This window comes from Sulfitobacter sp. NFXS29, assembly GCF_040148765.1.
GTDB lineage: Bacteria > Pseudomonadota > Alphaproteobacteria > Rhodobacterales > Rhodobacteraceae > Sulfitobacter.
Map to the genome: position 1 here is coordinate 61,220 of NZ_JAGDED010000013.1, position 25,250 is coordinate 86,469.

Consider the following 25,250-nt stretch of genomic DNA (forward strand, 5'->3'; position numbering starts at 1 on the left):
CATGACAGACCCCATCTATGAATTCACCCGCGCCGTCACCCGTCGCCCCGCCGCCAGCATCGTCGACGGTCTGCGCGCCGAGGACATCGGCACCCCCGATCTTGCGCAGATGGAAAAGGCCCATGCGCATTACGTTGCCACATTGAAAGAAACCGGCGCTGAGGTGATCGAACTGCCTGCGCTGGAAGCCTTTCCCGATTCCGTCTTTGTTGAGGATACCGCGCTTTGTTTGCCAAAGGGTGCCGTACTCATGCGCCCCGGCGCACCGAGCCGCATGGGAGAGGTGGCCGAAATGGCACCGACCTTGAGCACCCTTTACAGTGACCTGCGCCAGATCGAAGGCCCGGGCCATATCGAGGGAGGCGACATTCTGGTCACCGGGCGCGAGATCTTGGTGGGCAGATCAGACCGCACCGATGCCGAAGGCGTGGTCGAGCTCACGCGGATCGTCTCGGACTGGGGCTATAGCCTCCGCGAGGTCGTTACGCCGCCGGGCGTGCTGCACTTCAAGACCGATTGCTCACTGCTTGACGGGGACACCATCCTCAGCACCAAACGGCTCGACGCTTCGGGCTGTTTCGAAGGCTACCGCGTTCTGCACACCGCCGAGGGCGAAGAGGCCGCCGCCAATAGCATCCGGTTCAACCAATATGTGGTCTGCCCTGCGGGCTTCCCCCGCACCGCGGAAATGTTGACGAAGGCAGGCTTTGAAGTGGTCGAGATCAATAATGCGGAATGCGCCAAACTGGACGGCGGCATGTCGTGCCTGTCGCTAAGGTTCTGATACTGAGGGTCGCTTGGAAGGTTTGATCCCCTCGCATGAGTGCAGCGTCCTGCGGTGACGAATGTTTTCGGGTAGAGGGGGCGAAGGACAAACTTCCGGCGATATGAGTTGATGCGGTTTAATCGTTCTGCAGTCGACTGCATCTGACCTTGAGAGCCTCTGGGGAGTGCGCACCGCGCAGGCGCTTGGCGCGTTCCCATTATACTGCGTTTCGATAAACTCAAATTGGTTTCGCCCCGGTTTATACAGGCCAGCAAACTGATACCTTCTGTCCAACAACGTAATTCGGGCAGAAGGACAATCGAAATGAAAGCCATTGGCTATAACACCACCGGCGCGGCAGAGGTTTTGGAGGCGTTGGAAATCGACCGCCCCACCCCGGGACCGGGCGATCTTTTGGTCGAGGTAAAGGGCATCTCTGTCAATCCGGTGGATGTGAAGCTGCGGGCGCTTTCCGCCCCCGATGGCGGCCCAAAGGTCTTGGGGTTCGACGCGGCAGGGGTGGTCGTCGACTTGGGCTCAGAGGTTACGGATTTCGCAGTCGGGGATGCGGTGTTCTATGCCGGGGATGTGACCCGTGCAGGCACCAACGCCGCCTTTCATGCGGTTGATGCGCGGATCGTGGGGCGAAAGCCGGAAACGCTCGATTTTGTTGAGGCCGCCAGTCTGCCGCTGACTGCGATCACCGCATGGGAAATGCTGTTCGATGCTTTCCGGCTGACGGAAGGGGCCGGTAAGGGGCAGGCGCTTCTGGTGATTGGCGGGGCCGGGGGCGTAGGATCGATCCTGATCCAATTGGCCAAAGCGCTGACCGGATTGACCGTGATCGCCACCGCCTCGCGTCCGGAAACCCAAGACTGGGTGCGCAAGATGGGGGCGGATCATGTGGTGGATCACCGGGGTGATCTGGTGGCGCAGCTGGCTGACCTCAACCTCACGCCCAGCTATGTTGCCGCGCTGACGGCCACGGACATGCATTGGCCAGCCATCATCGAAGCAATCGCCCCGCGCGGCCAGATCGCATTGATCGACGACCCCGAAACGCTGGACATGAAAGCGGCGAAACCCAAAGCTCTGAGCGTGCATTGGGAGTTTATGTTCACAAGGTCGATGTTCCAGACCGAGGACATGGCCGCGCAGCGTGACCTGTTGAACCGGGTGGCGCAGATGATCGACGCAGGCAGGTTGCAATCTACCGTGACCGAACATGCGGGCGTGATAAATGTAGAGAACCTTCGCGCAGCCCATCTGCGCCAAGAAAGCGGGCGGGTGATCGGCAAGCAGGTTTTGGGCGGTTGGTGATCGCCCGAACGATGCATCCCGCGCCATCGCAGAGACGCACAGAGACCCCGATAAGGAGAAAGCCATGACCAAGACCATCCTCATCACCGGCGCGACCGACGGCATCGGTCTGCTGACGGCAAAGAAACTCAGCGGGCAGGGGCATACTGTCCTGCTGCACGGGCGCAGCGCCGAAAAATTAAGCGCAGCGGCGGCAGAGGTGGGCGGCACGCCCCAGACCTACCGTGCAGATTTGTCGCGGTTGGATGAGGTCGCGGCATTGGCAGAGGCGCTGCGCATTGATCACAGCCAGATCGACGTAGTGATCAACAACGCAGGTGTCCTGAAACTGCCCGATGCGCGCACCGAAGCGGGGTTGGACGCGCGCTTTGTGGTCAACACTTTGGCGCCCTATCTGCTGGTGCAACTCTTGCTGCCGGTACTGCCCAAAGCGGGGCGGGTGGTGAACCTTTCATCTGCCGCGCAGGCACCGGTGGATCTGGCCGCCCTTCGGGGCAACAGCACCTTGGACGATATGGCGGCCTATGCGCAGAGCAAATTGGCGATCACGATCTGGACGCAGGAAATGGCCCGCGCGCATCAGGTTGGCCCGCTCTTCATCGCGGTCAATCCCGGGTCGCTGTTGGCGTCCAAAATGGTGAAGGAAGGCTTTGGCGTTGCTGGAAATGACCTGAGTATCGGCGCCGACATCCTGTGCCGTGCCGCGCTTTCAGACGACTTTTCAAAGGCCTCGGGAAAGTATTTCGACAATGATATGGGCGGCTTTAATGAACCGCATAGCGCCGCAGCGGACGCCGACCATGTCGCGGCGGTTATGGCCGCGATCCAAGAACTCGTGAGCCAGAACCGGGCGGATTAGATTTTGCAGGGGCCGTCGGGATGGCGCCCGATTTCCGCCGTTTGCCTATCTGAAAAACGGCTCTCCATGAATGTCGACAACAAAAGGCCCCGTGCAGCGATGCTGGCGGGGCCTTTCATCGTTCCGAGCGGGCTCAGCGGCGGCGGCGGCCGCCGGTGCGGCCCGCGCGGCCTCGGCCTTCTTGACCGGCTTTGGGGGCGACCTTGTTGAACTCGATCCATGCGCTGCCATGGGGGTCACGGTCAAAGAGGAAGTTGGCGGCGCGGATGGCCTCCATCTCCTTGCCCGGGCGGGGCTTGGTTGATCCCAGATTGAAGAGCGTCACGAAGGTCTCGTCATCCATCTCTTCGGGCAGGATGATCCCCGCGGCGGCCATCTCGGCGCGCTTCTCGGCGATCTTGGTGGCGTTGAGCGGCACGGCCACCGGGTTCATTATCGCGCTTGTCATGCCAGCACCCATTGCCATTGGCAGGAAGGCGTTGTTGATGCCGTGACGATTGGGCAGACCGAAAGAGATGTTGGAGGCGCCGCAGGTGGTGTTCACGCCCAACTCTTCGCGCAGGCGGCGCACAAGGGTAAAGACCTGATGGCCCGCCGTTGCCATGGCGCCAATCGGCATGACCAGCGGGTCGACCACGATGTCATGGGCGGGGATGCCGAAATCGGCGGCACGTTCGACGATCTTTTTGGCCACGGCAAAGCGCACATCCGGGTCTTCGGAAATGCCGGTGTCGTCGTTAGAGATCGCCACCACGGGCACGTTGTATTTCTTGACCAGCGGCAGCACGAGCTCAAGCCGCTCTTCCTCTCCGGTGACGGAGTTCAGCAGCGGACGGCCTTCGCAGGTCTCAAGCCCCGCCTCCAGCGCGCCGGGCACGGAGCTGTCGATACAGATCGGCGCGTCGACGGCATTTTGCACCACTTTGATCAGTTCCGGCATCAGCATCGGCTCGACAAAGTTGTTGTCGGCATAGCGTGGGTCTTCGGCCATTTTGTTGGAAAAGACCGCGCCCGAGTTCACATCCAAAACCGTGGCCCCAGCGGCAACCTGCGCGATGGCGTCGGCCTCGACCCGCGAAAAATCGCCTCGCTCTAGCTCTTGGCTGAGGATCTTGCGGCCCGTGGGGTTGATCCGCTCTCCGATCACGCAAAACGGCTCGTCAAAGCCGATGACGGCGGTCTTGGTCTTGGATTCGATGACGGTTCTGGTCATGTAACTTCCTTTAGGATGCGTCGGCGGGCACCCCAGAGGCGCCGCCATTCTCTTGGACCCATGTGGCGCTGCTTTTGATCCCGCCCAGCGGGAAAAGATGCACATGGGTGATGTTAAAATCCGGGTGGGCCGCTTTGTAGGCGGCCAGGTCGCTGATCACATCTGCGGGCTCATAGGGCAACAGCAGCTTGGTGACGTCCATCGCACGTTTTTGCAGCACCTTGAGCGAGGGGCCGACGCCGCAGGCAATGGCGAATTTGATCAGCGTTTGCAGCTTGGCAGGCCCTGCGATGCCGATATGAATGGGCAGGGTGATGCCCGTAGCTTTCAGACTGTTGGCCCATTCGATGATCGGCTCTGCGTCAAAGGAAAATTGCGTGGCGATGGCCATTTCGGCGTCGGTGCGGGTCTGGAAATCGTTCTTCCATTTCAGCGCGGCATCAACGTTCAGACGGCCTCCGTCGGCATCGATATCACGGTTGCCTTCGGGGTGGCCGGCGACATGCAACCGGGTGAATCCGGCCTCGTCGAAAAGCCCCGTCTCCATCAGCTGCATGCTGTCGGTAAAGTCGCCCACGGGCGCGGTGACACCGCCTGCCAGCAACAGCGCTTGGCGCACATCGGCTTCGCCCTGATAGCGGGCGATCCAGTCGGCCAGCGTGGCGCGATCTTTGATGATGCGGGCCGGGAAATGCGGCATGACTTTGAAGCCATCGGCGTTCAGCCGCGCGGCGGTGGCGACCATATCCTCGATCGGGGTGCCATCGATATGGGCGATATAAACACGGGTGCCCTCTGGCAGCAGGGCGCGAAAATCCTCGACCTTCTCGGCGGTGCGGGGCATCACCTCGATCGAATAATCTTTCAACAGCGCCTCGACTTCGGCCACCGGCGCCTGCGGGGCCGGTGTTTCCTTTTTGCGGAAGTTCAAAAGTGCCATGAGCGTGTCCTTGATCATAGGGCTGGCAGGCTATGCCCAGCCGTCGTTGTCAATCAGTTGCTTAATCCGGTCGCGGTCGTATTCCGCGTCGATCCGGGCGGCTTCGGCGTCGGCGATGGCATCGGGATCGCCTTCAACCTCAAAGGGGTCCGCCTTGCGCCATTCCGCCAGATAAGCGTCGGTATCCTCGGCGCCGATCTTCATCGCCGCGCGGTCAATCGCCTGTTCAAAGCGTTCGGGCAGGGGGCGTTTCGACCCACGGCGGCCCTTGCCGACGATCACCTGAGCGGGGATATCGCGCCAGTAAACGATGGTGACTGCGGGCATGGGACGATTCCTCCGGTTTAAACCTGTCTAACGAGCGTCGCGGTCAGGACAGGGCCGTTTTTCGACGAAACACGACCCATCCGCGACTTGGGGCTCGTGATAGCTCATCGGGCGGGCCATCACGAGGGCCCTGCGCCCCCATTATTCTCAAGATGATTGTGAGGTGGTCCTGAGATGCCGAAAGGTAGGGGCATGGCGCAGGACGCCGCGGAAATTGGCCCAAGGCACTGCGACCACTTGCACCGGCCCGGCGCAGGGAATACCTTGGGGGCAACTCGATATGAAAGGCGCGTAACCATGGCGCCACAGCGTCCCAAAGGTGCGGGTGCGCTCGACAAAGACATCCCGGCTCTGAGCCCCGCGCCAGTTCCGCCCAGATCTAATGAGCTATATGCGGCCCTAGATCTGGGTACAAATAGCTGCCGCATGTTGATCGCCCAGCCTCGTGGCAGCGGTTTCCATGTGGTGGACAGTTTCTCAAAATCGGTACAATTGGGTGCCGGTTTGGAAAAAACCGGGCGTTTGTCGCGCGGATCGATGGCGCGCACCATCCAAGCATTGCGTATTTGTCAGCAGAAATTGCGCCGCAACAAGGTGCAAAACATGCGACTTGTGGCGACCGAAGCCTGTCGCCGCGCGCAAAACGGCGCAGAGTTCATGCGCCGTATCCAGCGCGAGACGGGTCTCAAGCTCGATATCATCCGCCCCGAGGAAGAAGCCCAACTTGCCGTGATCTCTTGCGCGCCGCTGGTCAGCCGCAAGACGGAGAACCTGCTGGTTGTGGACATCGGCGGCGGCTCGACCGAGTTGGTCTGGATCGACATTTCCAAAGTCCCTCGGGCGGATCGCGCCCGGTCGATCATGCGGCTTCAGGGCGGCTTCTATCAGGCGAAATCTGATGTGCCCGCCGCACGGGTAGTAGATTGGATCAGCGTGCCTCTGGGCGTGGCGACGCTGCGCGACCAATTCTCTGATGTCGAAGACGATGCCGCGCGTTTCGCCCTGATGAGCTGGTTTTTCGAAGAGAACCTCACCGATTTCACGCCCTATCAGACGATCCAGTCGCAAAAGCGGTTTCAGATCGTCGGGACCTCGGGCACTGTGACCACCGTGGCGGCAAGCCACTTGAACCTGAAGCGCTATGACCGCACCAAGGTCGATGGCCTCAGCATGACCAGTGCGCAGATCGACAAGGTGATCCACTCTTATATCGCCATGGGGCCGGGTGGACGTCGCGCGGACCCGCGGATCGGCCAAGACCGCGCCGCCCTGATCATGTCGGGGGCTGCGATCCTGCAAGCCTTGATGCGCTGCTGGCCGACCGACAGGTTGTCAGTTGCGGATCGCGGTCTGCGCGAAGGCCTGCTATATGCACAGATGAGCGCCGATGGCGTATTAGAAGAAGGGGTCTTTTGATGGCCAAGACACCGGACGGAAAGAACACCTCGGGGCGCGGTCAGCGTGACCTCAAGGTCAAGGTGAAATCCGCACGCGGGCGCAAGCTCAGTTCGACCCGCTGGTTGCAGCGGCAATTGAACGATCCATATGTCAAACGCGCGCAGGCCGAAGGCTATCGCGGGCGGGCGGCTTATAAGATTATGGAACTAGACGATAAATATCGTTTTCTTGTCCCCGGTGCACGGGTGGTGGACCTTGGCGCCGCGCCGGGTGGTTGGTGTCAGGTCGCGGTCAAACGCTGCAATGTGCTGGGCGAGAAGAAGGGCAAGGCGCAGGGCACCATTCTGGGCGTCGACCTGCAAGAGATGGAGCCGATCGCGGGCTGCGAGCTGCACCAGCTCGACTTCATGGAAGACGACGCAGACATCAAGGTGAAGGAATGGCTGGGCGGCAAGGCGGATGTGGTCATGTCCGACATGGCGGCGGCCTCTTCGGGGCACAAGCAGACCGACCACCTGCGCATTATTTCGCTCTGCGAGGCAGCGGCCTATTTCGCTTTCGACGTTTTGGAAGAGGGCGGCACATTCGTGGCCAAGGTGCTGGCGGGGGGCGCGGAGGGCGAGTTGCAAAAGCTGCTCAAGCGCCGTTTCACCAAGGTTGCCAATATCAAACCGCCCGCAAGCCGACCGGATTCATCAGAGAAATTCGTTGTGGCAACGGGGTTTAAGGGCGAAGAGGTTTAAGCGGCCATCGCCGTTCATGAGGCGTAAACCAATCGAACGCTAGGGTGTAGCTCTCCCGCGGTCTTTGCGCCGCCAACCTCATGAGGGCTCCCCGATGCTTCGACATTTGCCACTTGTATCGCTCATCTTCATCCTGTGTTCCGGGCTCAAGGTTACCGCGTCCGAAGTGCCTTGGGCGCTGAACGATTATATCGACCGGGATCTGCTGTCTTGGGTCAATGATGCCCGCATCGTGGACGCGATTGCCCAGCAGAACCAACGACACCGTGAGATGAATGTCTTGGCCGCCGCGTCTGCGGCAGTGACCGCGCAGGCCACCCCGAAAAGCCAAGCAAAGGCCCCTGTCGCCGCCGCCTTCTTAGCGGCGCAGATTGCCCGCGCCAAAGGTCAGATTGCCGAAGTGGCGCTGCTTGATGCCTATGGGTTGACCGTGGTCACCAGCGGCACCGCATCGGTCTATTTCAAAGGCGGCAAGCCCAAGAACAGCAATCGTTTCACGCCCCCATCGGGGATGTTCGTAATCGATCAAGTGGCCATTGATGAGAGCTCCAAAGTGCATCAAAGCCGCGTTTCGATGCCGATTACAGAACCATCCAACGGCGCGATTATCGGGGTAATCACGGTAGAGTTGGAAGCGGCTGCCTTTTTCTGATGTCACATTTTGCGTGGGCGTGATCTGTCATCGGATCCTTAGGGTTCGCGGGACCGAACTGCTGCTTAAGAGTGCCCTGGCAAGGACTATCGAAACATGACAGTGAAGTATGGGATTATTGAATACAGCGAAACAACCCCGTCGCCGGTCGCGATGAAGCTTAGGTCGTTGTTATGGCTCGCGTTTTCATAGGTTTGCGGTGCGGTCGCGCCCATGGCAGAGCGCGCGCCGGGGACGACCGCATAGGGTTTGTCGTAGATCGGCGAGCCGGGGTATCTGTCCGCAATATTTACTGGTCGTGGCGTATTAGGCGAGCAGCAGGGAGGCAATGCAAGCTAGCCGCTTCACTACTCAGCTCCGACGAAACGATAGCTCTCGCCACGGCGTTCAACCCGGCCCAGACCGCCCTGCGGCAGGTGAAACCCCATCAGCCAGATCTGTTCATCCGCCAGCCGCTCCAGCAACCGCTGCCGAGTCTTGGCGCCGCGTTCGGGGCCTTGGTCCGAGCCGCTGGCCCAACCGGGCCGGGCGAAGGCGAGATGGTGGTTGCCGATGGCATCGCCGCCGATCATCAGCGCGTCACTGCCGCCGCCCAGTAGGAACGACATATGCCCGGGCGTATGCCCGAAACTCGCCTGTGCCACGATGCCGGGCAGCTTTTCATCGCCGTCGGAGAAAAGGGTCACCCGGTCCTCGATCACCGCCAACCGCCGCGCGGCTCCGACGGCAAAGGCGGCGCGGGCTGCGCCGATTGTGTCCACGGTCGCCGGATCGCGCCAATAGTCCCATTCGACCTGACCCATGTGGTAGCGCGCATTTGGAAAGACCAGATCGTCGAAATCGTCCAGCACGCCCCAAAGGTGATCCGGGTGGCCATGGGTAAAAACAACGTCGGTCACCGCCTCCGGGGCGACGCCCGCGGCGTCCAAACTTTCTGAAAGCGACCCGGCCGACGGCATAAAGGCGGGACCAGCGCCCGCGTCGAAGAGGATCACACGGTCCTCATTGCGCAAAAGCGTCAGGTTGCAGGGCGGCGCCAACTGGTCTTGAGGGAGCTCGAAAGGCGCCAAAACCTGCGCCAGTTCCTCCTGCGGCAAACCTTCAAAAAAGAAACTCCGCGGAAGCACCAGATTGCCGTCGCTCACACTGACAAACTCATACCCACCGAACTGAGCAGAGGTTAGGGCAAAGGCACGCAGCGGGCCATGGGCAAGGGCCGCCGCGCCCATCCCTGCCAGCACCGTCCGTCTGTTGACCTTCATCTTATGCCCTCCCCGCATTCATTCCGATTCATGAATATAACTATCCTCATCGGATGACGGCACAAGGGGCGAATGCCCCGGCAAGAGATAAGTGTGCAAAACAAGGCAGCTATGCATGATCGTGGCTTGCATCGGGGGCAGGGGTTCTATCTAGGGGACACCACTCGAAACCCACCCCGACCCGGACGGAAAATGACTGATATCACAATAGAAGGTGCCTCGATCGCCTTTGACAAGGTCGGCAAGGCCTTTACCAAAGCAGGCGGGGCGACCGTGAATGCACTTGAGGGGATATCCCTCGACGTGGCACCGGGCTCAATCACCGGGATCATCGGGCGTTCGGGGGCGGGCAAGTCGACTTTGCTGCGCATGGTCAACGGGTTGGAACGCCCGACCACCGGCAAGGTACTGGTCGGCGGTGAGGATGTCGGCACCGCCAAAGGCGGCAAGTTGCGCGCGATCCGACGTGACGTTGGCATGATTTTTCAACACTTTAACCTGCTGTCTTCACGTAGCGTGGCGGGCAATATCGCGCTGCCGCTCGAAGTGGCCGGGATGCCGAGCACGCAGATCAAACCGCGTGTGGCGGACCTTATCGACCGGGTCGGGCTGAGCGCGCAGGCGGGGCGCTATCCAGCAGAGCTTTCGGGCGGACAGAAGCAGCGGATCGGCATTGCGCGCGCCTTGGCCACCGGGCCAAAGGTGCTGCTCTCGGACGAGGCAACCTCGGCTCTGGACCCTGAGACCACCCAAACGGTTCTGTCGCTTTTGAAGGACATTAACCGCGATCTGGGGCTGACGATCTTGCTGATCACCCATGAGATGGCCGTGGTACGCGACATCGCGAGCCATGTGGCGGTGATCGACGCGGGCCGGATCGTCGAACATGGGGCCACCTATGACATTTTCACCGCGCCGCAACACGCGACGACGCGGTCCTTCCTTTCGGGCGTGACCGGCGTCACCCTGCCTGCTTTCGTCAAAGAACGGCTGACCCAAACCGCCCCTGCAACGGGCGGCGAAGAGGTGATCCGCGTCACCTTTGCAGGCGCCCATGCCACCGATCCGATGTTGGCGCGGCTGACGCAGGATATGGGCATTCCGGTCAATATCCTTGCGGGCGCTGTCGAAGAGATCGGAACCCGGCCCTTCGGCAACCTGCTGGTGTCTCTGCCGGTGGCGCAGGCCGCCCAAGCGCGCGCCTTTTTGGAACAACACGGGCTTCTGACGAAGGTGCTGGGCTATGTCGGCTAATCTGATTAACCTTTTGATCGAAGCGACGGGGCAAACGCTCTATATGGTGGCGGTATCCGCGATCCTTGGCACGGTCTTTGGCCTCCCGCTGGGGCTGTTTCTGGCCACCTCGCAACGCGGGGAACTGCTGTCCGCGCCTTGGGTGAACAAGGTGCTCGGGCTGGTGGTGAACGCCACGCGCTCCGTTCCGTTTATCATTCTCGTTGTGGCGATCATTCCCTTTACCCGCATGGTCGCTGGCACCTCTATCGGCACCACGGCGGCCATTGTGCCGCTGACCATTGCGACGGTCCCCTTCATCGCGCGTTTGGTGGAAAACGCGATCCGTGAGGTCGATTCCGGCTTGATCGAAGCCGCCCGCGCCATGGGCGCGACCCCGCTGCAGATCATCCGCAAAGTGCTGTTGCCCGAAGCGCTCCCCGGCATCACGCTGAGCCTGACCTTGGCGATTGTCAGCCTGATCGGCTATTCCGCCATGGTCGGGGCCGTAGGGGGCGAAGGGCTGGGAGACCTTGGTATTCGGTATGGATATCAACGGTTTATGCCTGACGTCATGGCAATCGTCGTGATCATCCTTATCGTCTTGGTACAGCTTGTTCAGTCCATTGGCGAGCGTGTCGCCAGCGCCGTGGACAAACGGGCCACCAAAAGCAGCGGCCAATAGGCCGCGCCTTACACCCGCTCTCTCAATCTAAGGAGACTACTATGCTTCGTCTTACGACACTCACTTCCGTTCTGGCGCTGATGGCCACCGGTCTTGCCGCCGAGGAAATCAAAGTCGGCGTTTCCCCCGGCGAACACGCCGAGATCATGGAAGAAGTCGCCCGCATCGCCGAGCCGATGGGCTTGGACATCGACGTGGTCGAATTCTCTGACTACGTGGTCCCGAACCAAGCGCTGGCCGATGGCGACATTCAGGCAAACTCGTTCCAGCACGTGCCCTATCTTGAAGCGCAGATGAAAGACCGCGGCTTTGAGTTGAGCGTCGTAGGCAACACCATCACGACCCCCATGGGTGTTTATTCCGACAAGATCACGGCGCTTGCCGATCTGGAAGAAGGGGCCACATTCGGCATCCCGAACGACCCTACAAACGGTGGCCGCGCGCTGCTGGTTCTGCAAGAACTGGGCCTGATCAAAGTTGATGAGGTCGCAGGTCTGGTGCCGACCGTGCTTGACATCACCGAGAACCCCAGGGACCTGTCCTTCAAAGAGCTTGATGCCGCCCAACTGCCGCGGTCGCTGGCCGATCTGGATGCGGCTTTGATCAATACCAACTACGCGATTGCCTCGGGTCTGAGCCCCAAGGAAGATTCCATCGCGATGGAAAGCGCCGAGAACCCATATGTGAACGTCATCGCCGTGCGCAAAGGCGACGAGGAAGCCGCATGGGTTGAGACACTGCTCAAGGCCTATCATTCCGATGAAATCAAAGCCTTCATCGATGAAAGCTATCAGGGCACCGTTATCACCTCCTGGTAAACGCGGCTTTCAGAGTATCACGACAGACTTGACCCGCCCCGCGCGGGTCAAGATCACAATAGCCCCAAAGGGGCGCTTTTCGCCAGGTTAAGACTCCCTCTCCAGATCGGTTGAGTCTGACGGTCGGCCAAAACAATTAAATTTCTGTTTAGGAATACCGCATAGATCTCGTCTATCGTTGCGAGGGGCAAAACTGTCCGCGGCTAAATTCTACGCAAACTCATTAACATGGAAATTATGTTGCGTTGCGGCGTGAGAATTTTGTTGAAAAGTTCAATTCCACCCGTATCGTGAAATGACGAAGGGTTTTTTCACATGACCCGGGGCTTGCCCTTCCTGATGTCTGACAAGGGCCGATGGTCGCGAAACATGTGGACGGGACGTTCAATTAGAAGAAGCGACCATAACAGACCTAGGGAGAATATCATGAAGACCGTGAAACTGATGGGCACCGCCGCCAGCCTGCTTGTGATGGGTGTCACCCAATCTGCCGCGCAGGATTTGACCGTGGGGTATTTCCTCGAATGGCCGATGCCGTTCCAATACGCCAAGGCCGAAGGAATGTATGACGAAGCACTCGGCACCAGTGTGAATTGGGTCAGCTTCGATTCCGGCACCGCCATGTCGGCGGCGATGGCGTCGGGCGATGTGCATATGTCGGTAAGCCAAGGCGTGCCGCCCTTCGTGGTGGCGACCTCGGCGGGGCAAGATATTCAGATTCTCGATGTCGCGGTCAGCTATTCCGAGAATGATAACTGCGTGATCCGGGAGGAGTTGGAGATTGATAAATCTTCCGTTGCGGAACTGGCAGGCAAGAAGGTCGCAGTGCCGCTCGGCACCGCTGCACACTACGGTTTTCTCAAACAAATGAGCCACTTCGGCGTGAATGTTGGGTCGCTTGATGTGGTCGATATGGCGCCGCCTGATGGCGCTGCAGCCATCGCGCAGGGCTCGGTCGATATGGCCTGCGGCTGGGGTGGCTCTCTGCGGCGGATGCTGGAGCATGGCAATATCCTTATGACCGGCGCCGAGAAAGAAGAGCTGGGCATTCTCGTTTTCGACGTGACCTCTGGCCCGGCGTCTTGGGTGGCTGAAAATTCCGATACGGTGTCTGCTTTCCTAAAAGTCACGGCAGAAGCGAATGCCATGTGGGCCGATGAGGCCAACCAAGCCAAGATGCTGCCCGTGATCGCCAAGGACGCCGGCATGGACGAAGACGCCACGATGGAAACGATCGCGACCTTCACCTTCCCCTCGGTTGAGGATCAGATGGGAGAGAAATGGCTCGGCGGTGGCGCGCAGGAGTTCATGAAAGGCGTCGCCGATGTCTTTGTCGAAGCGGGCGCGATCGACGCGGCACTCGACAGCTACGACGACGCGGTCAACACCGGTCCGTTGCAAGCCGCAGGCGAAATGTAAGTTAAGACGGCTCAATAAGGGGCCGCCCTCCGTCTTTGCCCGGTTCTTTGTAGCCGAAGAGCCGGGCAGGGCGGGGGGCGGCCTTACAAAAATAACAGGGGGCACCGGGGCGGCATGTCGGGACTAAAAATCGAAAATCTGTCGATGCGGTTCGACCTGCCCAATGGCGGTCACGTACAGGCGCTTGAAAACGTATCGCTTGACCTTGCCGAAGGCCAGTTGATGTCAGTGCTGGGCCCTTCGGGCTGTGGCAAGACGACGCTTCTGAACATCGTTGCGGGCTTTCTTGCGCCAACCTCGGGCAAGATCGTTTTGAATGGCCACAACGTGACCGGGCCGGATGCAGAGCGGGGCATGGTCTTTCAGCAGGGTGCGCTGTTTGAATGGATGTCGGTGCGCGAGAACGTGAGTTTTGGCCCTCGGATGAAGGGGCAGAGCGAAAAACAATATGGGGCCGAGGTCGACCACCTGCTCGACATCGTCGGGCTGCGGGACTTCAAGGAAAAGGCGATCTATGAGCTTTCCGGCGGGATGCAACAGCGGGTGGCGTTGGCGCGTTGTCTAGCAAATGATCCCGACGTGATCCTGATGGATGAGCCTTTGGGCGCGCTTGATGCCCTGACCCGTGAAAAGATGCAAAGCCTTGTGCTGAAGCTTTGGAAAGAGACGGGCAAGACCATCATCCTCATCACCCATTCGGTCGAAGAGGCACTGCTGCTGGGCGAGCGGCTCTTGGTCATGGCGCCGCGACCGGGGCGCATTCACCGCGAATACCGTCTGCCCTTTGCCGATTTGGGCGTGGGCCACGATCTGCGCGAGGTTAAGAAGCATCCCGAATTCGCCGAAAGACGCGAAGAGATCCTTGGTATGATCTGGGACATGGAAGAAGAGATTATGGGCCGGACGGAGGACGCATAATGGTTATCCTACTGATTTATATTGTTATCTTCGCCGTCTCATTCTTTCTGGTGCGTCTTGCCGTCGACCAGACTGCGAATGGGTTTGTTGCGCGCAAGACCGTCACCTTTGGCGATGAAAGTGCTGTCACTTCGAACCGCACCGCCAGCGTAATCTCGATCCTAACGATCTTTTTGCTGTGGGGCGCTTTTACCGGCTCGTCGCTGCTGCCCCGGTTTTTGCATGCGCCCGGCCCCTTTGAGGGGCTGGCCGAGCTGACCTATACTGCAGAGGTCGAAGACGGCAGCCGCGATGATGCGACGATCACCGTCTTGGTGCATCCCGTGGGTGAAAACGCCGACACGCCGCAGGTCGATCCCGGGGAAGGCTGGGCCAAGAATGATGCTTTCACCATCGGCGCATGGCGGTCGGGGCTTTTGCGCGTCGATAAGAATGACGACAAGGGCCGCGATGTCGGGCACCGCGTCGTCGCGGTGAACGGCCAGCAGATCGTGCCGGGTGGGGAGGTGCTGACTGATTTTGGCCGCGTCGGCATGTCGCCCAAGGGCACGCTTAATTTTGAGCCTGCGAAGGGCTGGCAGATGGAGCCGATTTGGCTGCCGCCACCTGAGGCCGTGGTCGCCCGGTTGGGTGAGATTTCCAGCCAAGGTTACCGGGACAGCACCCTGTGGGAGCATTTGGGCTATTCGCTTTTCCGCGTTGTCGTGGGCTTTGCCCTTGGGGCGCTGGTGGGCATTCCGCTGGGCTATGCCATGGGCCTGTCGGGCTGGTTTCGCGGCTGGTTCGATCCGATTGTCGAATTCATGCGCCCCGTGCCGCCGCTTGCGCTGATTCCGTTGGTGATCATCTGGGCGGGCATCGGCGAGGTGGGCAAGATCATCCTGCTGTTCCTTGCGGCCCTATGGATCATGGCCATCGCTGCGCGGTCGGGCGTGTCGGGGGTGAATATCACCAAGGTCCACGCGGCCTATTCGCTTGGCGCGTCCAAGGCGCAGATCATGCGCCATGTGATCGTGCCGAACTCTCTGCCCGAGATCTTTACCGGGGCGCGGGTGGCGATGGGCGTCTGCTGGGGCACGGTGGTGGCCGCCGAACTGGTGGCCGCAGAAAAGGGGGCTGGGATGATGATCATGGTCGCCTCCAAATTCCAGCTGACCGACATCGTTCTGATGGGGATCATCCTGATTGGCGTCATCGGTTTTGGCATCGACATGTTGATGCGCAAGGCCGAGCGGCTGCTGGTGCCTTGGAAAGGGCGGTCTTAACCCCGCCCGCCCCAGTCCTTTGCTTTTGAGGAGAAACACTTGCCAGACGCCGGATTCCGCGCCACAGTGAAAAAATGGAGGATATTTTCACATGACCAGAGCGAAAAGGCAGGGGGCCGAGGCCACGGCGCCGCGCTCACTGGGGGCCGATCTACGCGCGATCCGCAAGGGGCGCAGGCTGACCCTGACCGATATGGCCGAGGCGTTGGACCGTTCCGTTGGCTGGGTCAGTCAGGTCGAACGCGATATCTCGACCCCCTCCATCTCAGATCTGCGACGCATGGCCGAGATCTTGGACGTGCCGGTCTCTCTGCTCTTTGGCGAAGCGACAGTGACCCCCGAAGAACGCGGCTATGTCGTGCGCGCCGGGGCACGGCGGGCCATGGGAAGTGCGGCCAACGGGTTGACGGAAGAGTTGCTTTCCCCCGATCTGACCGACAGTTTCGAGGTCATCCATTCGACCTTCGCCGCCTATTCGGGGCTGGAGGCGCCCGTCATGCGCGAAACGCAGGAGGTGGGCTTTGTCATCTCGGGCCGGTTGAACCTGAAGATTGCAGAGCGCAGCTTTACCGTCTGCCCCGGCGACAGCTTTCGCATTCGGGGCGAATATTACACTTGGGACAACCCCTACGACACGCCCGCTGTGGTGGTCTGGGTGATCTCTCCGCCGGTTTACTGAACCGGGTTTTCATCAATTCAAATGGTTTCAAACTGACTGGGGGCGCCGTTGGTCAGCCTTTGGCAGTGCTTGGCGAGAGGAGCTGAACGTGGCTGATTTTCCAACAACGGCGCGGGTCGTCATCATTGGGGGCGGCGTGGTTGGGGTCTCAACCCTCTACCACCTTGTCCGTGCGGGTTGGACCGATTGCGTCCTGCTTGAAAAGAACGAACTCACCGCTGGCTCCACGTGGCATGCGGCGGGCAACTGCCCCAATTTCTCAAATTCATGGGCGGTGATGAACATGCAGCGCTACGGGCTCGAGATGTACCGCAGCTTGGGCGAGGCGGTGGGCTATCCGATCAACTACCACGTGACCGGGGCGCTGCGTTTGGCCCATAGCCGTGAACGGATGCAGGAGTTTGAACATGTCGCCTCCATGGCCCGCGCGCAGGGGCTGGGGATGGAGATGTGCACCCCCGCGGAGCTGAAAGAGCATAACCCGTTTGTAGAGCTACATGACCTCGCGGGCGGGTTGTGGGACCCCTTGGATGGGGACATCGACCCGGCACAACTGACCCAGGCCCTTGCAAAAGGCGCGCGGGAGGCCGGGGGGGAAATTCACCGCTTTACCCCCGCCACCGGCATAGATCGCGATGGGGACGAATGGATCGTCCATACCGAAAAAGGCGATATCCGCTGCGAGAAGGTGGTCAACGCTGCCGGCTATTACGCGCAGCGGGTCGGCGAATGGTTCCGCCCCCATGGCGGCCGCCGGGTGCCTGCGGTGGTGATGAGCCATCAGTATTTCCTGACCGAAGAAATTCCTGAGCTTGCCGCATGGACCGCCGAAAAGGGCCACAAAATGCCGATGGTCCGCGATGTGGACAGTTCCTATTACCTGCGCCAAGACAAGAACGGTCTGAACCTCGGCCCCTATGAACGCAACTGCAAGGCCCATTGGATCACCCCCGACGATCCGATGCCCGAGGATTTCAGTTTTCAGCTCTACCCCGACGATCTAGACCGGCTGGAATGGTATATCGAAGACGCCATGGCGCGGATGCCGCTTTTGGGCCAAAGCGGTGTGGGGCGGGTGATCAACGGGCCGATCCCCTATGCGCCTGATGGCTTGCCGATGCTCGGCCCGATGCCCGGCGTGCCGAATGCCTTTGAGGCGCATAGCTTTACCTTCGGAATCGCGCAGGGCGGCGGCGCGGGCAAGGTCATGGCCGAATGGATCATGGCGGGTGAGACGGAGTGGGACATGTGGGATGTCGACCCGCGCCGCTTCACTGCCCATGCCGATCACGACTTCACCCTCGCCAAGGCGCTAGAGACCTATGGTCATGAATATGCGATGCATTTCTCGCATCACGCATGGCCTGCGGGGCGCGATAAGAAACTGTCGCCGCTGCAAGACCGCCTGCGCGCGGCGGGCGGTCAGATGGGCGCTTACAACGGATGGGAGCGGGCGAATTGGTTCGCGAAACCCGGCGATGATACTTCGGAAGTGGCGACCCAGACATGGGACAGGGCTGGCCCATGGGCCGTCCGGGTCCGGGCGGAGGTCGAGGCGGTGCGCGACCATGTCGGCGTGCTGGACCTGCCCGGTTTCTCACGCTTTGCGCTGGCGGGACCGGGCGCTGCGGAGTGGCTGCTGGGGCGAATTGCAGGCGCGCTGCCCAAAGTGGGGCGGATGACACTGGGCTATTTCCCCGACAGCCGGGGGCGGGTGTTGACCGAAATGTCGATCCTGCGCCATGAGGAGGATGACTTCACCCTGATCACCGCCGCCCCCGCGCAATGGCATGACTTTGAACTGCTGCGCGATGCGTTGCCCAAAGGGGGGGCGATCAGCCTGACGGATCGGACGGATGCGGTCTCGACCCTGATCCTCTGTGGCCCGAAATCCCGTGCGCTTTTGGCACCACTGGCCCCCGATGCCGATCTGGCACTGCCTTGGCTCAGCCATCAAGAGGCATCGGTGCAGGGCAAACCCGCGCTGCTCGCGCGGGTCTGTTTCGCAGGCGAGTTGGGCTGGGAAATTCACGCGGCGCCCTTGGATATGCCCGCGATCTATGATGCGGTCATCGCGGGTGGGGCCGTGCCTTTCGGGATGTTCGCGCTCAATTCCATGCGGCTTGAAAAAGGCTACCGCACCTGGAAAGGCGACCTGTCGCAAGAATACACCCTGTTGGAGGCCGGGTTGGAACGGTTCATCCGATTGGAGAAACCGCAGGCGTTTCCAGGCAAAGCGGCGCTGGTTGCCGAGCGGGCGGCGTGGCCGCAGCGGCGCTTCGTCACGTTGGTCGTTGAGGGCAATCCACAAGACGCGCCAGCGATGGCCACACTGCGCCAGAACGGAGATGCCGTGGGTGAGGTGACCAGCGGCGGCTATGGCTACCGCGTCGATGCCTCCATCGCCCTCGGGGTGGTTCAGGCCGTGGCTGCCGTGCCGGGCACGGACCTCACGGTGGAAATCTTTGGCCAGAGCTACCGCGCCACGGTGCAGCCCGACGCGCCGCTTTGGGACAGTGAAAACACCCGCATCCGCGCGCAGGAGGTCTGAAATGGTACAACTGCCTTCCAAAGCCCGCGCCGTAATCATCGGCGGTGGCGTGATCGGCTGTTCGGTCGCGTACCATCTGACAAAGCTCGGCTGGACCGATGTCGTGTTGTTGGAACGCAAACAACTTACCTCTGGCACCACATGGCACGCGGCAGGGTTGATCGCGCAGCTTCGTGCGACCCAGAACATGACGCGGCTGGCGAAATATTCCCAAGAACTCTACGGCGCGCTTGAGGCGGAAACCGGGGTCGCCATGGGGTTCAAGCGCGTGGGGTCGATTACTGCCGCGCTGACGCCCGCGCGGCGCGAGGAAATCCTGCGTCAGGCCGCCATGGCCCGCGCCTTTGGCGTGGAGGTTGAGGAAATCACCCCCGCGGAAGTGCACGCCAAGTATCCCCATGTAGAAACCGAAGGCATGACCGGCGCGGTCTATCTGCCGAAAGACGGGCAGGGCGATCCGGCCAATATTGCACTGGCGTTGGCCAAGGGCGCGCGGGCGCGTGGCGCGATTGTGGCGGAGCGGGTCAAGGCCACCGGCGTGGTGCGTGCGGGGCGTAGGGTCACAGCAGTAGATTGGGCCGGGGAGGATGGCAGCGCGGGGCAGATCAAGGCCGAGCATGTCATCAATTGCGCGGGCATGTGGGGGCGGGACGTGGGCCGGATGCTGGGCAGCAACGTGCCGCTGCAAGCCTGCGAGCATTTCTATATCGTCACCGAAGCCATTCCCTCCTTGCGCGAATTGCCGGTGCTGCGGGTCCCCGATGAATATGCCTATTACAAAGAGGATGCGGGCAAAATCCTGCTTGGTGCGTTTGAGCCTGTCGCCAAACCATGGGCGCTGCAGGGTATTCCCGAGAGTTTCGAGTTTGACCAACTGCCCGAGGATTTCGACCATTTCGAGCCGATCCTTGAGATGGCCGTCAAACGGTTGCCGCTGCTGGCGGACGCGGGGATTCACACCTTTTTCAATGGTCCCGAAAGTTTCACCCCCGATGATGCCTATCACCTGGGTCAGGCCCCTGAGATGGACAATGTCTGGGTCGCCGCCGGGTTCAACTCCATTGGGATTCAATCGGCGGGCGGCGCAGGCATGGCGCTGGCGCAATGGATGGACGACGGGCAAAAACCCTTTGATCTGGGTGACGTGGACATCGCGCGGATGCAGACGTTTCAGGGAAATAAGACCTATCTGGCGACGCGGTCGACTGAAACGCTGGGCCTGCTCTATGCCGATCACTTTCCCTATCGCCAAAAGGCGACCGCGCGGGGCATCCGGCGCAGCCCGGTGCACGCGCATTTGCTGGAGCATGGCGCGGTCATGGGCGAATTCGCGGGCTGGGAGCGGGCCAACTGGTTTGCGGATGCAGGCCAAGAGCGCGAATACCGCTACGCTTGGGGGCGGCAGAACTGGTTCGACAACCAAGCCGCCGAACACGCCGCCGTCCGCACGGGCGTCGGGCTTTATGATATGTCGTCCTTCGGCAAAATCCGGGTCGAGGGGCCCGAGGCCGAGACTTTCATGAACCATCTCTGCGGCGCGCAGATGGCGGTGCCGGTGGGCAAAATCGTCTATACCCAGTTCCTCAACCCCCGCGGCGGGATCGAGGCGGATGTCACCGTGACGCGGCTCAGCGAAACGGCCTTTCTCGTCGTCACTCCCGCCGCGACGCGGCTGGCGGATGAGACATGGCTGCGCCGCCATGCGGGCGAGCGCCTCATTGTGATCACGGATGTGACCGCGGGTGAAGCGGTCCTCGCCATCATGGGGCCAAAGGCGCGGGAGGTGTTGCAGGCGATATCGCCCAATGACTTCTCTAACGAAACGCACCCCTTCGGCATGGCGCGGGAGATCGAGATTGGCATGGGCCTCGCCCGGGCGCACCGCGTGTCATACGTGGGCGAACTGGGTTGGGAGCTTTACGTCAGCACCGAAATGGCGGCCCATGTTTTTGAGGCGCTGATCGAGTCAGGCGCGGCCTATGGGCTGAAACTCTGCGGGCTGCACGCGATGGACAGTTGCCGGATCGAAAAGGGCTTTCGCCACTTCGGCCATGACATCACCTGCGAGGATCATGTGCTAGAGGCGGGCTTGGGCTTTGCGGTGAAGACCGACAAACCCGATTTCATTGGCCGCGACGCGGTGTTGCGCAAGAAGGAGGCGGGTCTGAGCCTGCGGATGGTGCAATTCCGTCTGACGGACCCGGAGCCGCTGCTGTATCACGCAGAGCCGATCCTGCGGGACGGGCAACTCGCGGGTTATCTCAGTTCGGGCAATTACGGGCATCACTTGGGCGGCGCGGTCGGGCTGGGCTATGTGCCCTGCGACGGGGAAAGCGTCGCCGATCTGCTGGGCTCGACCTATGAGATCGACGTCGCGGGCCGCCGGATCAAGGCCGAGGCGAGCCTGAAACCGATGTATGATCCCAGCGGGGCGCGCTCGAAAAGCTGAGCCGCGCGCCCGCCTAAAAACCGCGCCCTTCGCAGGCTTATGCCGCCCTCTTTGACATAGATCAAAGCGGGGGCATGGGCGGCATGCGATCCGTCTCCCAAAGATGAAGGGATTCGGAATATGGTCGATACGCTCAAGTTGATCGTGCTTGCGCTTATAGTGTTCTTTGCAGCACTCGGGGCGGATTGGGCGCGCGATCCGGCTTATATGGTCCATGCCCTGCTGATCATGCTGGTGGCGGCGGGGTTGTTCTTTTGGCAGTTGCGCCGCATGCCGGTTCAGGATGCACGGCCCGCCGCGTCCATGGCGCCGCAGGGCTATATGGATGGCCCGATCCGCTATGGCGTGATTGCCACCGCCTTTTGGGGCGTGGTGGGGTTTCTGGTCGGCACCTTCATCGCCTTTCAGCTCGCCTTCCCTGCGCTCAATATCGAATGGGCGCAGCCCTATGCGAACTTTGGCCGGCTGCGCCCGCTGCACACCAGCGCGGTGATTTTTGCCTTTGGTGGCAATGCCTTGATCGCCACGTCGTTCTACATCGTGCAGCGCACCTCTTCGGCGCGGCTCTGGGGTGGGAACGCGGCGTGGTTCGTCTTTTGGGGCTATCAGCTTTTCATCGTGCTGGCGGCGACAGGCTATCTGCTGGGGGCCACGCAATCCAAAGAATATGCCGAGCCGGAATGGTACGTCGACATATGGCTGACCATCGTTTGGCTGACCTACCTCGCCGTGTTTTTCGGCACGATCCTGAAGCGGCGCGAGCGTCATATCTATGTGGCGAACTGGTTCTTTCTAGCCTTCATCATCACCGTGGCCATGCTGCATGTGGTCAACAACCTCGCCATCCCGGTGTCGATCTGGGGTTCTAAATCGGTGCAGGTCTTTGCAGGCGTTCAGGACGCCATGACGCAGTGGTGGTACGGCCATAACGCGGTGGGCTTCTTCCTGACGGCCGGTTTCCTTGGGATGATGTATTACTTCGTGCCGAAACAGGCGGGCCGCCCGGTCTATAGCTACAAGCTGTCGATCATCCACTTCTGGGCGCTGATCTTTCTCTATATCTGGGCCGGGCCGCACCACCTACATTACACCGCCTTGCCCGATTGGGCGGCGACACTGGGGATGGTGTTTTCGATCATCCTGTGGATGCCCAGCTGGGGCGGCATGATCAACGGTCTGATGACGCTCGAAGGCGCGTGGGACAAGATCCGTACCGATCCGATCATCCGCATGTTTGTCGCCTCGCTCGCCTTTTACGGCATGTCGACCTTTGAGGGGCCGATGATGTCGATCCGCGCGGTGAACAGCCTCAGCCACTACACCGACTGGACCATCGGCCATGTGCATTCCGGCGCGCTTGGCTGGAATGGGCTGATCACCTTTGGCGCGCTTTACTTCCTGACGCCACGGCTCTGGGGCAGGGCGCAGATGCACTCCATGGCGGCGATCAACCTGCACTTCTGGCTCGCGACCCTTGGGATCGTTCTCTACGCGGCGTCGATGTGGGTCTCGGGCATTATGGAGGGGCTGATGTGGCGTGAGGTCGATGCCAATGGCTTCCTCGTCAACAGCTTTGCCGACACCGTCGAAGCCAAATTCCTGATGTATGTGGTGCGTGGTCTGGGCGGGGTTTTGTACCTCGCGGGGGGTGCGGTGATGGTCTGGAACATGTGGATGACCATCCGCGCCCCGCAAGCCCGCCCCGTCACCGTCGCCCTGCCAGCGGAGTAAGATCAATGGCCAAGAACCCCCACAGCCCGAACTATGACCCCGCTGACGATCCCAAGGTGGTGACCGCCAGCGGAGGCGTGAAGACGGGCAAAATCCCCAACGAACTGCCGCCCGAGACGCAGACGATCACCTTTCACCAGCGGTTCGAGCGCAATGCGACCCTGCTGCTGATTGCCTCGCTCGGGGTGGTCAGTATCGGCGGGATCGTCGAAATCGCGCCACTGTTCTGGCTGGAGAACACCATCGAAGAGGTCGAGGGCATGCGCCCCTATTCGCCGCTGGAACTGGCGGGGCGGGAAATCTATGTGCGCGAGGGCTGCTATACCTGCCACAGCCAGATGATCCGCCCGATGCGCGACGAGACCGAACGATATGGCCACTACAGCCTTGCCGCGGAATCGATGTACGACCACCCGTTCCAATGGGGCTCTAAACGCACCGGGCCGGACCTGGCGCGGGTCGGTGGGCGCTATTCGGATGAGTGGCATGTGGATCATCTGATGGACCCGCAGTCGGTCGTGCCGGAAAGCGTGATGCCGAAATACGCCTTTCTGATGGACGCCAAGCTTGAGCCTGAGGATGTGACCGATCTGGTGGCGACCCACCGGACGGTTGGGGTGCCCTATAGTGATGAGATGATCGCGAATGTCCGTGGCGATTTCCGGGTGCAGGTCGATCCCATGGGGGACTACGACGCGCTACTCGAACGCTACCCCGGCGCGCAGGTGCGCAACTTCGACGGGCAGCCCGGCATCAGCGAAATGGATGCTCTGATCGCCTATCTGCAAATGCTCGGAACGCTGGTCGATTTCTCGACCTTCGTGCCCGACGCCAACCGCTGAGGAGACCGCAATGGACACCTATTCCTTCCTGCGCGAACTGGCCGACAGCTGGGCGCTCTTGATCCTGACGCTGATCTTTCTCGGCGTCATTGCTTGGGCCTTTCGCCCCGGCGCGCGCGCCCTGCACGACGATGCCGCCGCCGTGCCCTTTCGCGGCGATGAGCCCAATCAAGCCCGCAATGACGGAGCCAGCTAATGACTGACGAGCGCAAAATCGACCCTGCAACTGGCACCGAAACAACCGGTCACAATTGGGACGGCATCGAAGAGTTAAATACGCCCCTGCCGCGCTGGTGGCTCTGGACCTTTTACGCCACCGTCGTCTGGGGCGTGATCTATACCATCCTCTATCCCGCTTGGCCGATGGTCTCGGGCGCTACGGCGGGGCTTTTGGGCTATTCCACCCGCGGTGAGGTCGCCGCCGAAATCGCCCGCGTGGACCTGTCGAACGCCGATCTGACGGAGAGCCTCGTGACCATCGATCTGGCGGTGCTGAAGGACAACGAAGTTCTGCACCGTTTCGCGACACAGGCCGGGCGGTCGGTCTTTGCGGCCAATTGCTCTCAATGCCATGGCGCGGGGGCGGGGGGTGTCGTGGCCTCGGGCTACCCCAACCTTTTGGATGACGATTGGCTCTGGGGCGGCTCGATGGAGGAGATCGCCTATACCGTGCGCCACGGTATCCGTAACGAGGATGACCCCGACGCGCGCTTCTCTGAAATGCCGCCCTTTGACTGGATGGAAGAGGCCGATCTCAACGCCACCGTGCATTTCGTTCGCAGCCTGTCGGGGCTTGAGCATGACGCGGGCGCGGCGCGGGCGGGAGCGGAAGTCTTTGCCGACAACTGTAGCGCTTGCCATGGGGAGCGTGGCCTTGGCGACCGTGAGATGGGCGCGCCGAACCTTGCCGATGCGATCTGGCTGCGCGGCGGCAGCCATGATGCGATCCTGCGGCAACTCAAAGCGCCCCGCATGGGGGTCATGCCGCCATGGCAGGCCCGCCTGGGCGAGGCCGAGGTGCGCGCTGTGACCGCCTATGTCCACGGTCTGGGCGGCGGCGAGGCCGCAGTCGCTGCCGAGGGCGCAGCTGCCGACTAAGCAGGTATGACAAAATGATCTGCGGATTGATGCAGATCAAAGCGGCGTGCGCCCCGCGGGTGTAGGCCGCAAGACGCAACCC

At 61.1% G+C, this 25,250-nt stretch carries 23 protein-coding genes; 19 read left to right on the top strand and 4 right to left on the bottom strand.

The genetic code is table 11. The annotated features are described in order from the left end of the window. Position 1: 1 nt before the first annotated feature. The 3 genes from J3456_RS17425 to J3456_RS17435 all read left to right on the top strand — a co-directional run bounded on the left by J3456_RS17425 (position 2) and on the right by J3456_RS17435 (position 2,945). On the top strand, positions 2-784 hold the full coding sequence (locus J3456_RS17425; RefSeq protein ID WP_349581473.1) for a dimethylarginine dimethylaminohydrolase family protein: 783 nt from the start codon (positions 2-4) through the stop codon (positions 782-784). 306 nt (positions 785-1,090) lie between these two features. Further along, on the top strand, positions 1,091-2,086 hold the full coding sequence (locus J3456_RS17430; protein WP_349581474.1) for a zinc-binding alcohol dehydrogenase family protein: 996 nt from the start codon (positions 1,091-1,093) through the stop codon (positions 2,084-2,086). A 64-nt stretch (positions 2,087-2,150) separates the two neighbouring features. After that, on the top strand, positions 2,151-2,945 hold the full coding sequence (locus tag J3456_RS17435; protein ID WP_349581475.1) for an SDR family NAD(P)-dependent oxidoreductase: 795 nt from the start codon (positions 2,151-2,153) through the stop codon (positions 2,943-2,945). Between the two features lie 133 nt (positions 2,946-3,078). On the opposite strand, the gene J3456_RS17440 is transcribed toward J3456_RS17435, so the two are convergent. From J3456_RS17440 to J3456_RS17450, 3 genes are read right to left on the bottom strand one after another with little or no spacing between them, the layout of a single operon-like run. Further along, positions 3,079-4,158: a methyltetrahydrofolate cobalamin methyltransferase gene (locus J3456_RS17440; protein WP_349581476.1), complete on the bottom strand. Its 1,080-nt coding sequence runs from the start codon at positions 4,156-4,158 to the stop codon at positions 3,079-3,081. Between the two features lie 10 nt (positions 4,159-4,168). Beyond that, positions 4,169-5,098 carry a methylenetetrahydrofolate reductase gene (locus tag J3456_RS17445; protein WP_349581477.1) on the bottom strand — a complete coding sequence of 310 codons (930 nt, stop codon included), beginning with the start codon at positions 5,096-5,098 and terminating at the stop codon, positions 4,169-4,171. A gap of 30 nt (positions 5,099-5,128) precedes the next feature. After that, positions 5,129-5,425, bottom strand: a complete 297-nt coding sequence (locus J3456_RS17450; protein WP_349581478.1) for a virulence factor — start codon at positions 5,423-5,425, stop codon at positions 5,129-5,131. A gap of 297 nt (positions 5,426-5,722) precedes the next feature. On the opposite strand from J3456_RS17450, the gene J3456_RS17455 reads away from it, so the two are divergent. The 3 genes from J3456_RS17455 (at position 5,723) to J3456_RS17465 (ending at position 8,218) form a co-directional block, all read left to right on the top strand. Further along, positions 5,723-6,841, top strand: coding sequence for a Ppx/GppA phosphatase family protein (locus tag J3456_RS17455; RefSeq protein WP_067266266.1), 1,119 nt, complete (start codon positions 5,723-5,725; stop codon positions 6,839-6,841). Further along, positions 6,841-7,566 (top strand): RlmE family RNA methyltransferase, encoded by a 726-nt coding sequence (locus tag J3456_RS17460; protein ID WP_349581480.1) that lies wholly within the window; start codon positions 6,841-6,843, stop codon positions 7,564-7,566. Before J3456_RS17455 ends, J3456_RS17460 begins: the two co-directional genes overlap by 1 nt. A gap of 94 nt (positions 7,567-7,660) precedes the next feature. Next, on the top strand, positions 7,661-8,218 hold the full coding sequence (locus J3456_RS17465) for a hypothetical protein (RefSeq protein WP_349581481.1): 558 nt from the start codon (positions 7,661-7,663) through the stop codon (positions 8,216-8,218). Positions 8,219-8,565: 347 nt separating this feature from the next. On the opposite strand, the gene J3456_RS17470 is transcribed toward J3456_RS17465, so the two are convergent. Next, positions 8,566-9,480, bottom strand: a complete 915-nt coding sequence (locus tag J3456_RS17470) for an MBL fold metallo-hydrolase (RefSeq protein WP_349581483.1) — start codon at positions 9,478-9,480, stop codon at positions 8,566-8,568. A 192-nt stretch (positions 9,481-9,672) separates the two neighbouring features. On the opposite strand from J3456_RS17470, the gene J3456_RS17475 reads away from it, so the two are divergent. The 13 genes from J3456_RS17475 (at position 9,673) to ccoP (ending at position 25,168) form a co-directional block, all read left to right on the top strand. Continuing rightward, on the top strand, positions 9,673-10,734 hold the full coding sequence (locus J3456_RS17475) for a methionine ABC transporter ATP-binding protein (protein ID WP_349581485.1): 1,062 nt from the start codon (positions 9,673-9,675) through the stop codon (positions 10,732-10,734). Next, complete coding sequence (locus J3456_RS17480; protein ID WP_349581486.1) at positions 10,724-11,398, top strand: methionine ABC transporter permease; 675 nt, start codon at positions 10,724-10,726, stop codon at positions 11,396-11,398. The genes J3456_RS17475 and J3456_RS17480 overlap by 11 nt, the downstream gene beginning before the upstream one ends. Before the next feature lie 41 nt (positions 11,399-11,439). Next, positions 11,440-12,216, top strand: a complete 777-nt coding sequence (locus J3456_RS17485) for a MetQ/NlpA family ABC transporter substrate-binding protein (RefSeq protein ID WP_349581487.1) — start codon at positions 11,440-11,442, stop codon at positions 12,214-12,216. A 426-nt stretch (positions 12,217-12,642) separates the two neighbouring features. Then, positions 12,643-13,635, top strand: coding sequence for a taurine ABC transporter substrate-binding protein (locus J3456_RS17490; RefSeq protein WP_349581488.1), 993 nt, complete (start codon positions 12,643-12,645; stop codon positions 13,633-13,635). Positions 13,636-13,749: 114 nt separating this feature from the next. Then, complete coding sequence (locus J3456_RS17495; RefSeq protein ID WP_349581489.1) at positions 13,750-14,553, top strand: taurine ABC transporter ATP-binding protein; 804 nt, start codon at positions 13,750-13,752, stop codon at positions 14,551-14,553. Further along, on the top strand, positions 14,553-15,818 hold the full coding sequence (locus J3456_RS17500; RefSeq protein ID WP_349581491.1) for an ABC transporter permease: 1,266 nt from the start codon (positions 14,553-14,555) through the stop codon (positions 15,816-15,818). Before J3456_RS17495 ends, J3456_RS17500 begins: the two co-directional genes overlap by 1 nt. A gap of 91 nt (positions 15,819-15,909) precedes the next feature. Beyond that, positions 15,910-16,497, top strand: a complete 588-nt coding sequence (locus J3456_RS17505; RefSeq protein ID WP_132443370.1) for a helix-turn-helix domain-containing protein — start codon at positions 15,910-15,912, stop codon at positions 16,495-16,497. 88 nt (positions 16,498-16,585) lie between these two features. Continuing rightward, positions 16,586-19,048, top strand: a complete 2,463-nt coding sequence (locus J3456_RS17510; RefSeq protein WP_349581493.1) for a GcvT family protein — start codon at positions 16,586-16,588, stop codon at positions 19,046-19,048. 1 nt (position 19,049) lies between these two features. Beyond that, positions 19,050-21,497 carry a GcvT family protein gene (locus J3456_RS17515; protein ID WP_349581495.1) on the top strand — a complete coding sequence of 816 codons (2,448 nt, stop codon included), beginning with the start codon at positions 19,050-19,052 and terminating at the stop codon, positions 21,495-21,497. Positions 21,498-21,617: 120 nt separating this feature from the next. Next, positions 21,618-23,228 (top strand): cytochrome-c oxidase, cbb3-type subunit I, encoded by a 1,611-nt coding sequence (gene ccoN, locus J3456_RS17520; protein ID WP_349581496.1) that lies wholly within the window; start codon positions 21,618-21,620, stop codon positions 23,226-23,228. Between the two features lie 5 nt (positions 23,229-23,233). Further along, positions 23,234-24,070 carry a cytochrome-c oxidase, cbb3-type subunit II gene (ccoO, locus tag J3456_RS17525; RefSeq protein ID WP_349581497.1) on the top strand — a complete coding sequence of 279 codons (837 nt, stop codon included), beginning with the start codon at positions 23,234-23,236 and terminating at the stop codon, positions 24,068-24,070. Between the two features lie 10 nt (positions 24,071-24,080). Further along, entirely contained in the window at positions 24,081-24,266 is a 186-nt protein-coding gene (locus J3456_RS17530; RefSeq protein WP_349581498.1) for a cbb3-type cytochrome c oxidase subunit 3, read from the top strand. Then, a complete protein-coding gene (gene ccoP / locus J3456_RS17535) occupies positions 24,266-25,168 on the top strand; it encodes a cytochrome-c oxidase, cbb3-type subunit III (RefSeq protein ID WP_349581499.1) in 903 nt (300 codons plus the stop codon). Before J3456_RS17530 ends, ccoP begins: the two co-directional genes overlap by 1 nt. Positions 25,169-25,250 lie beyond the last annotated feature (82 nt).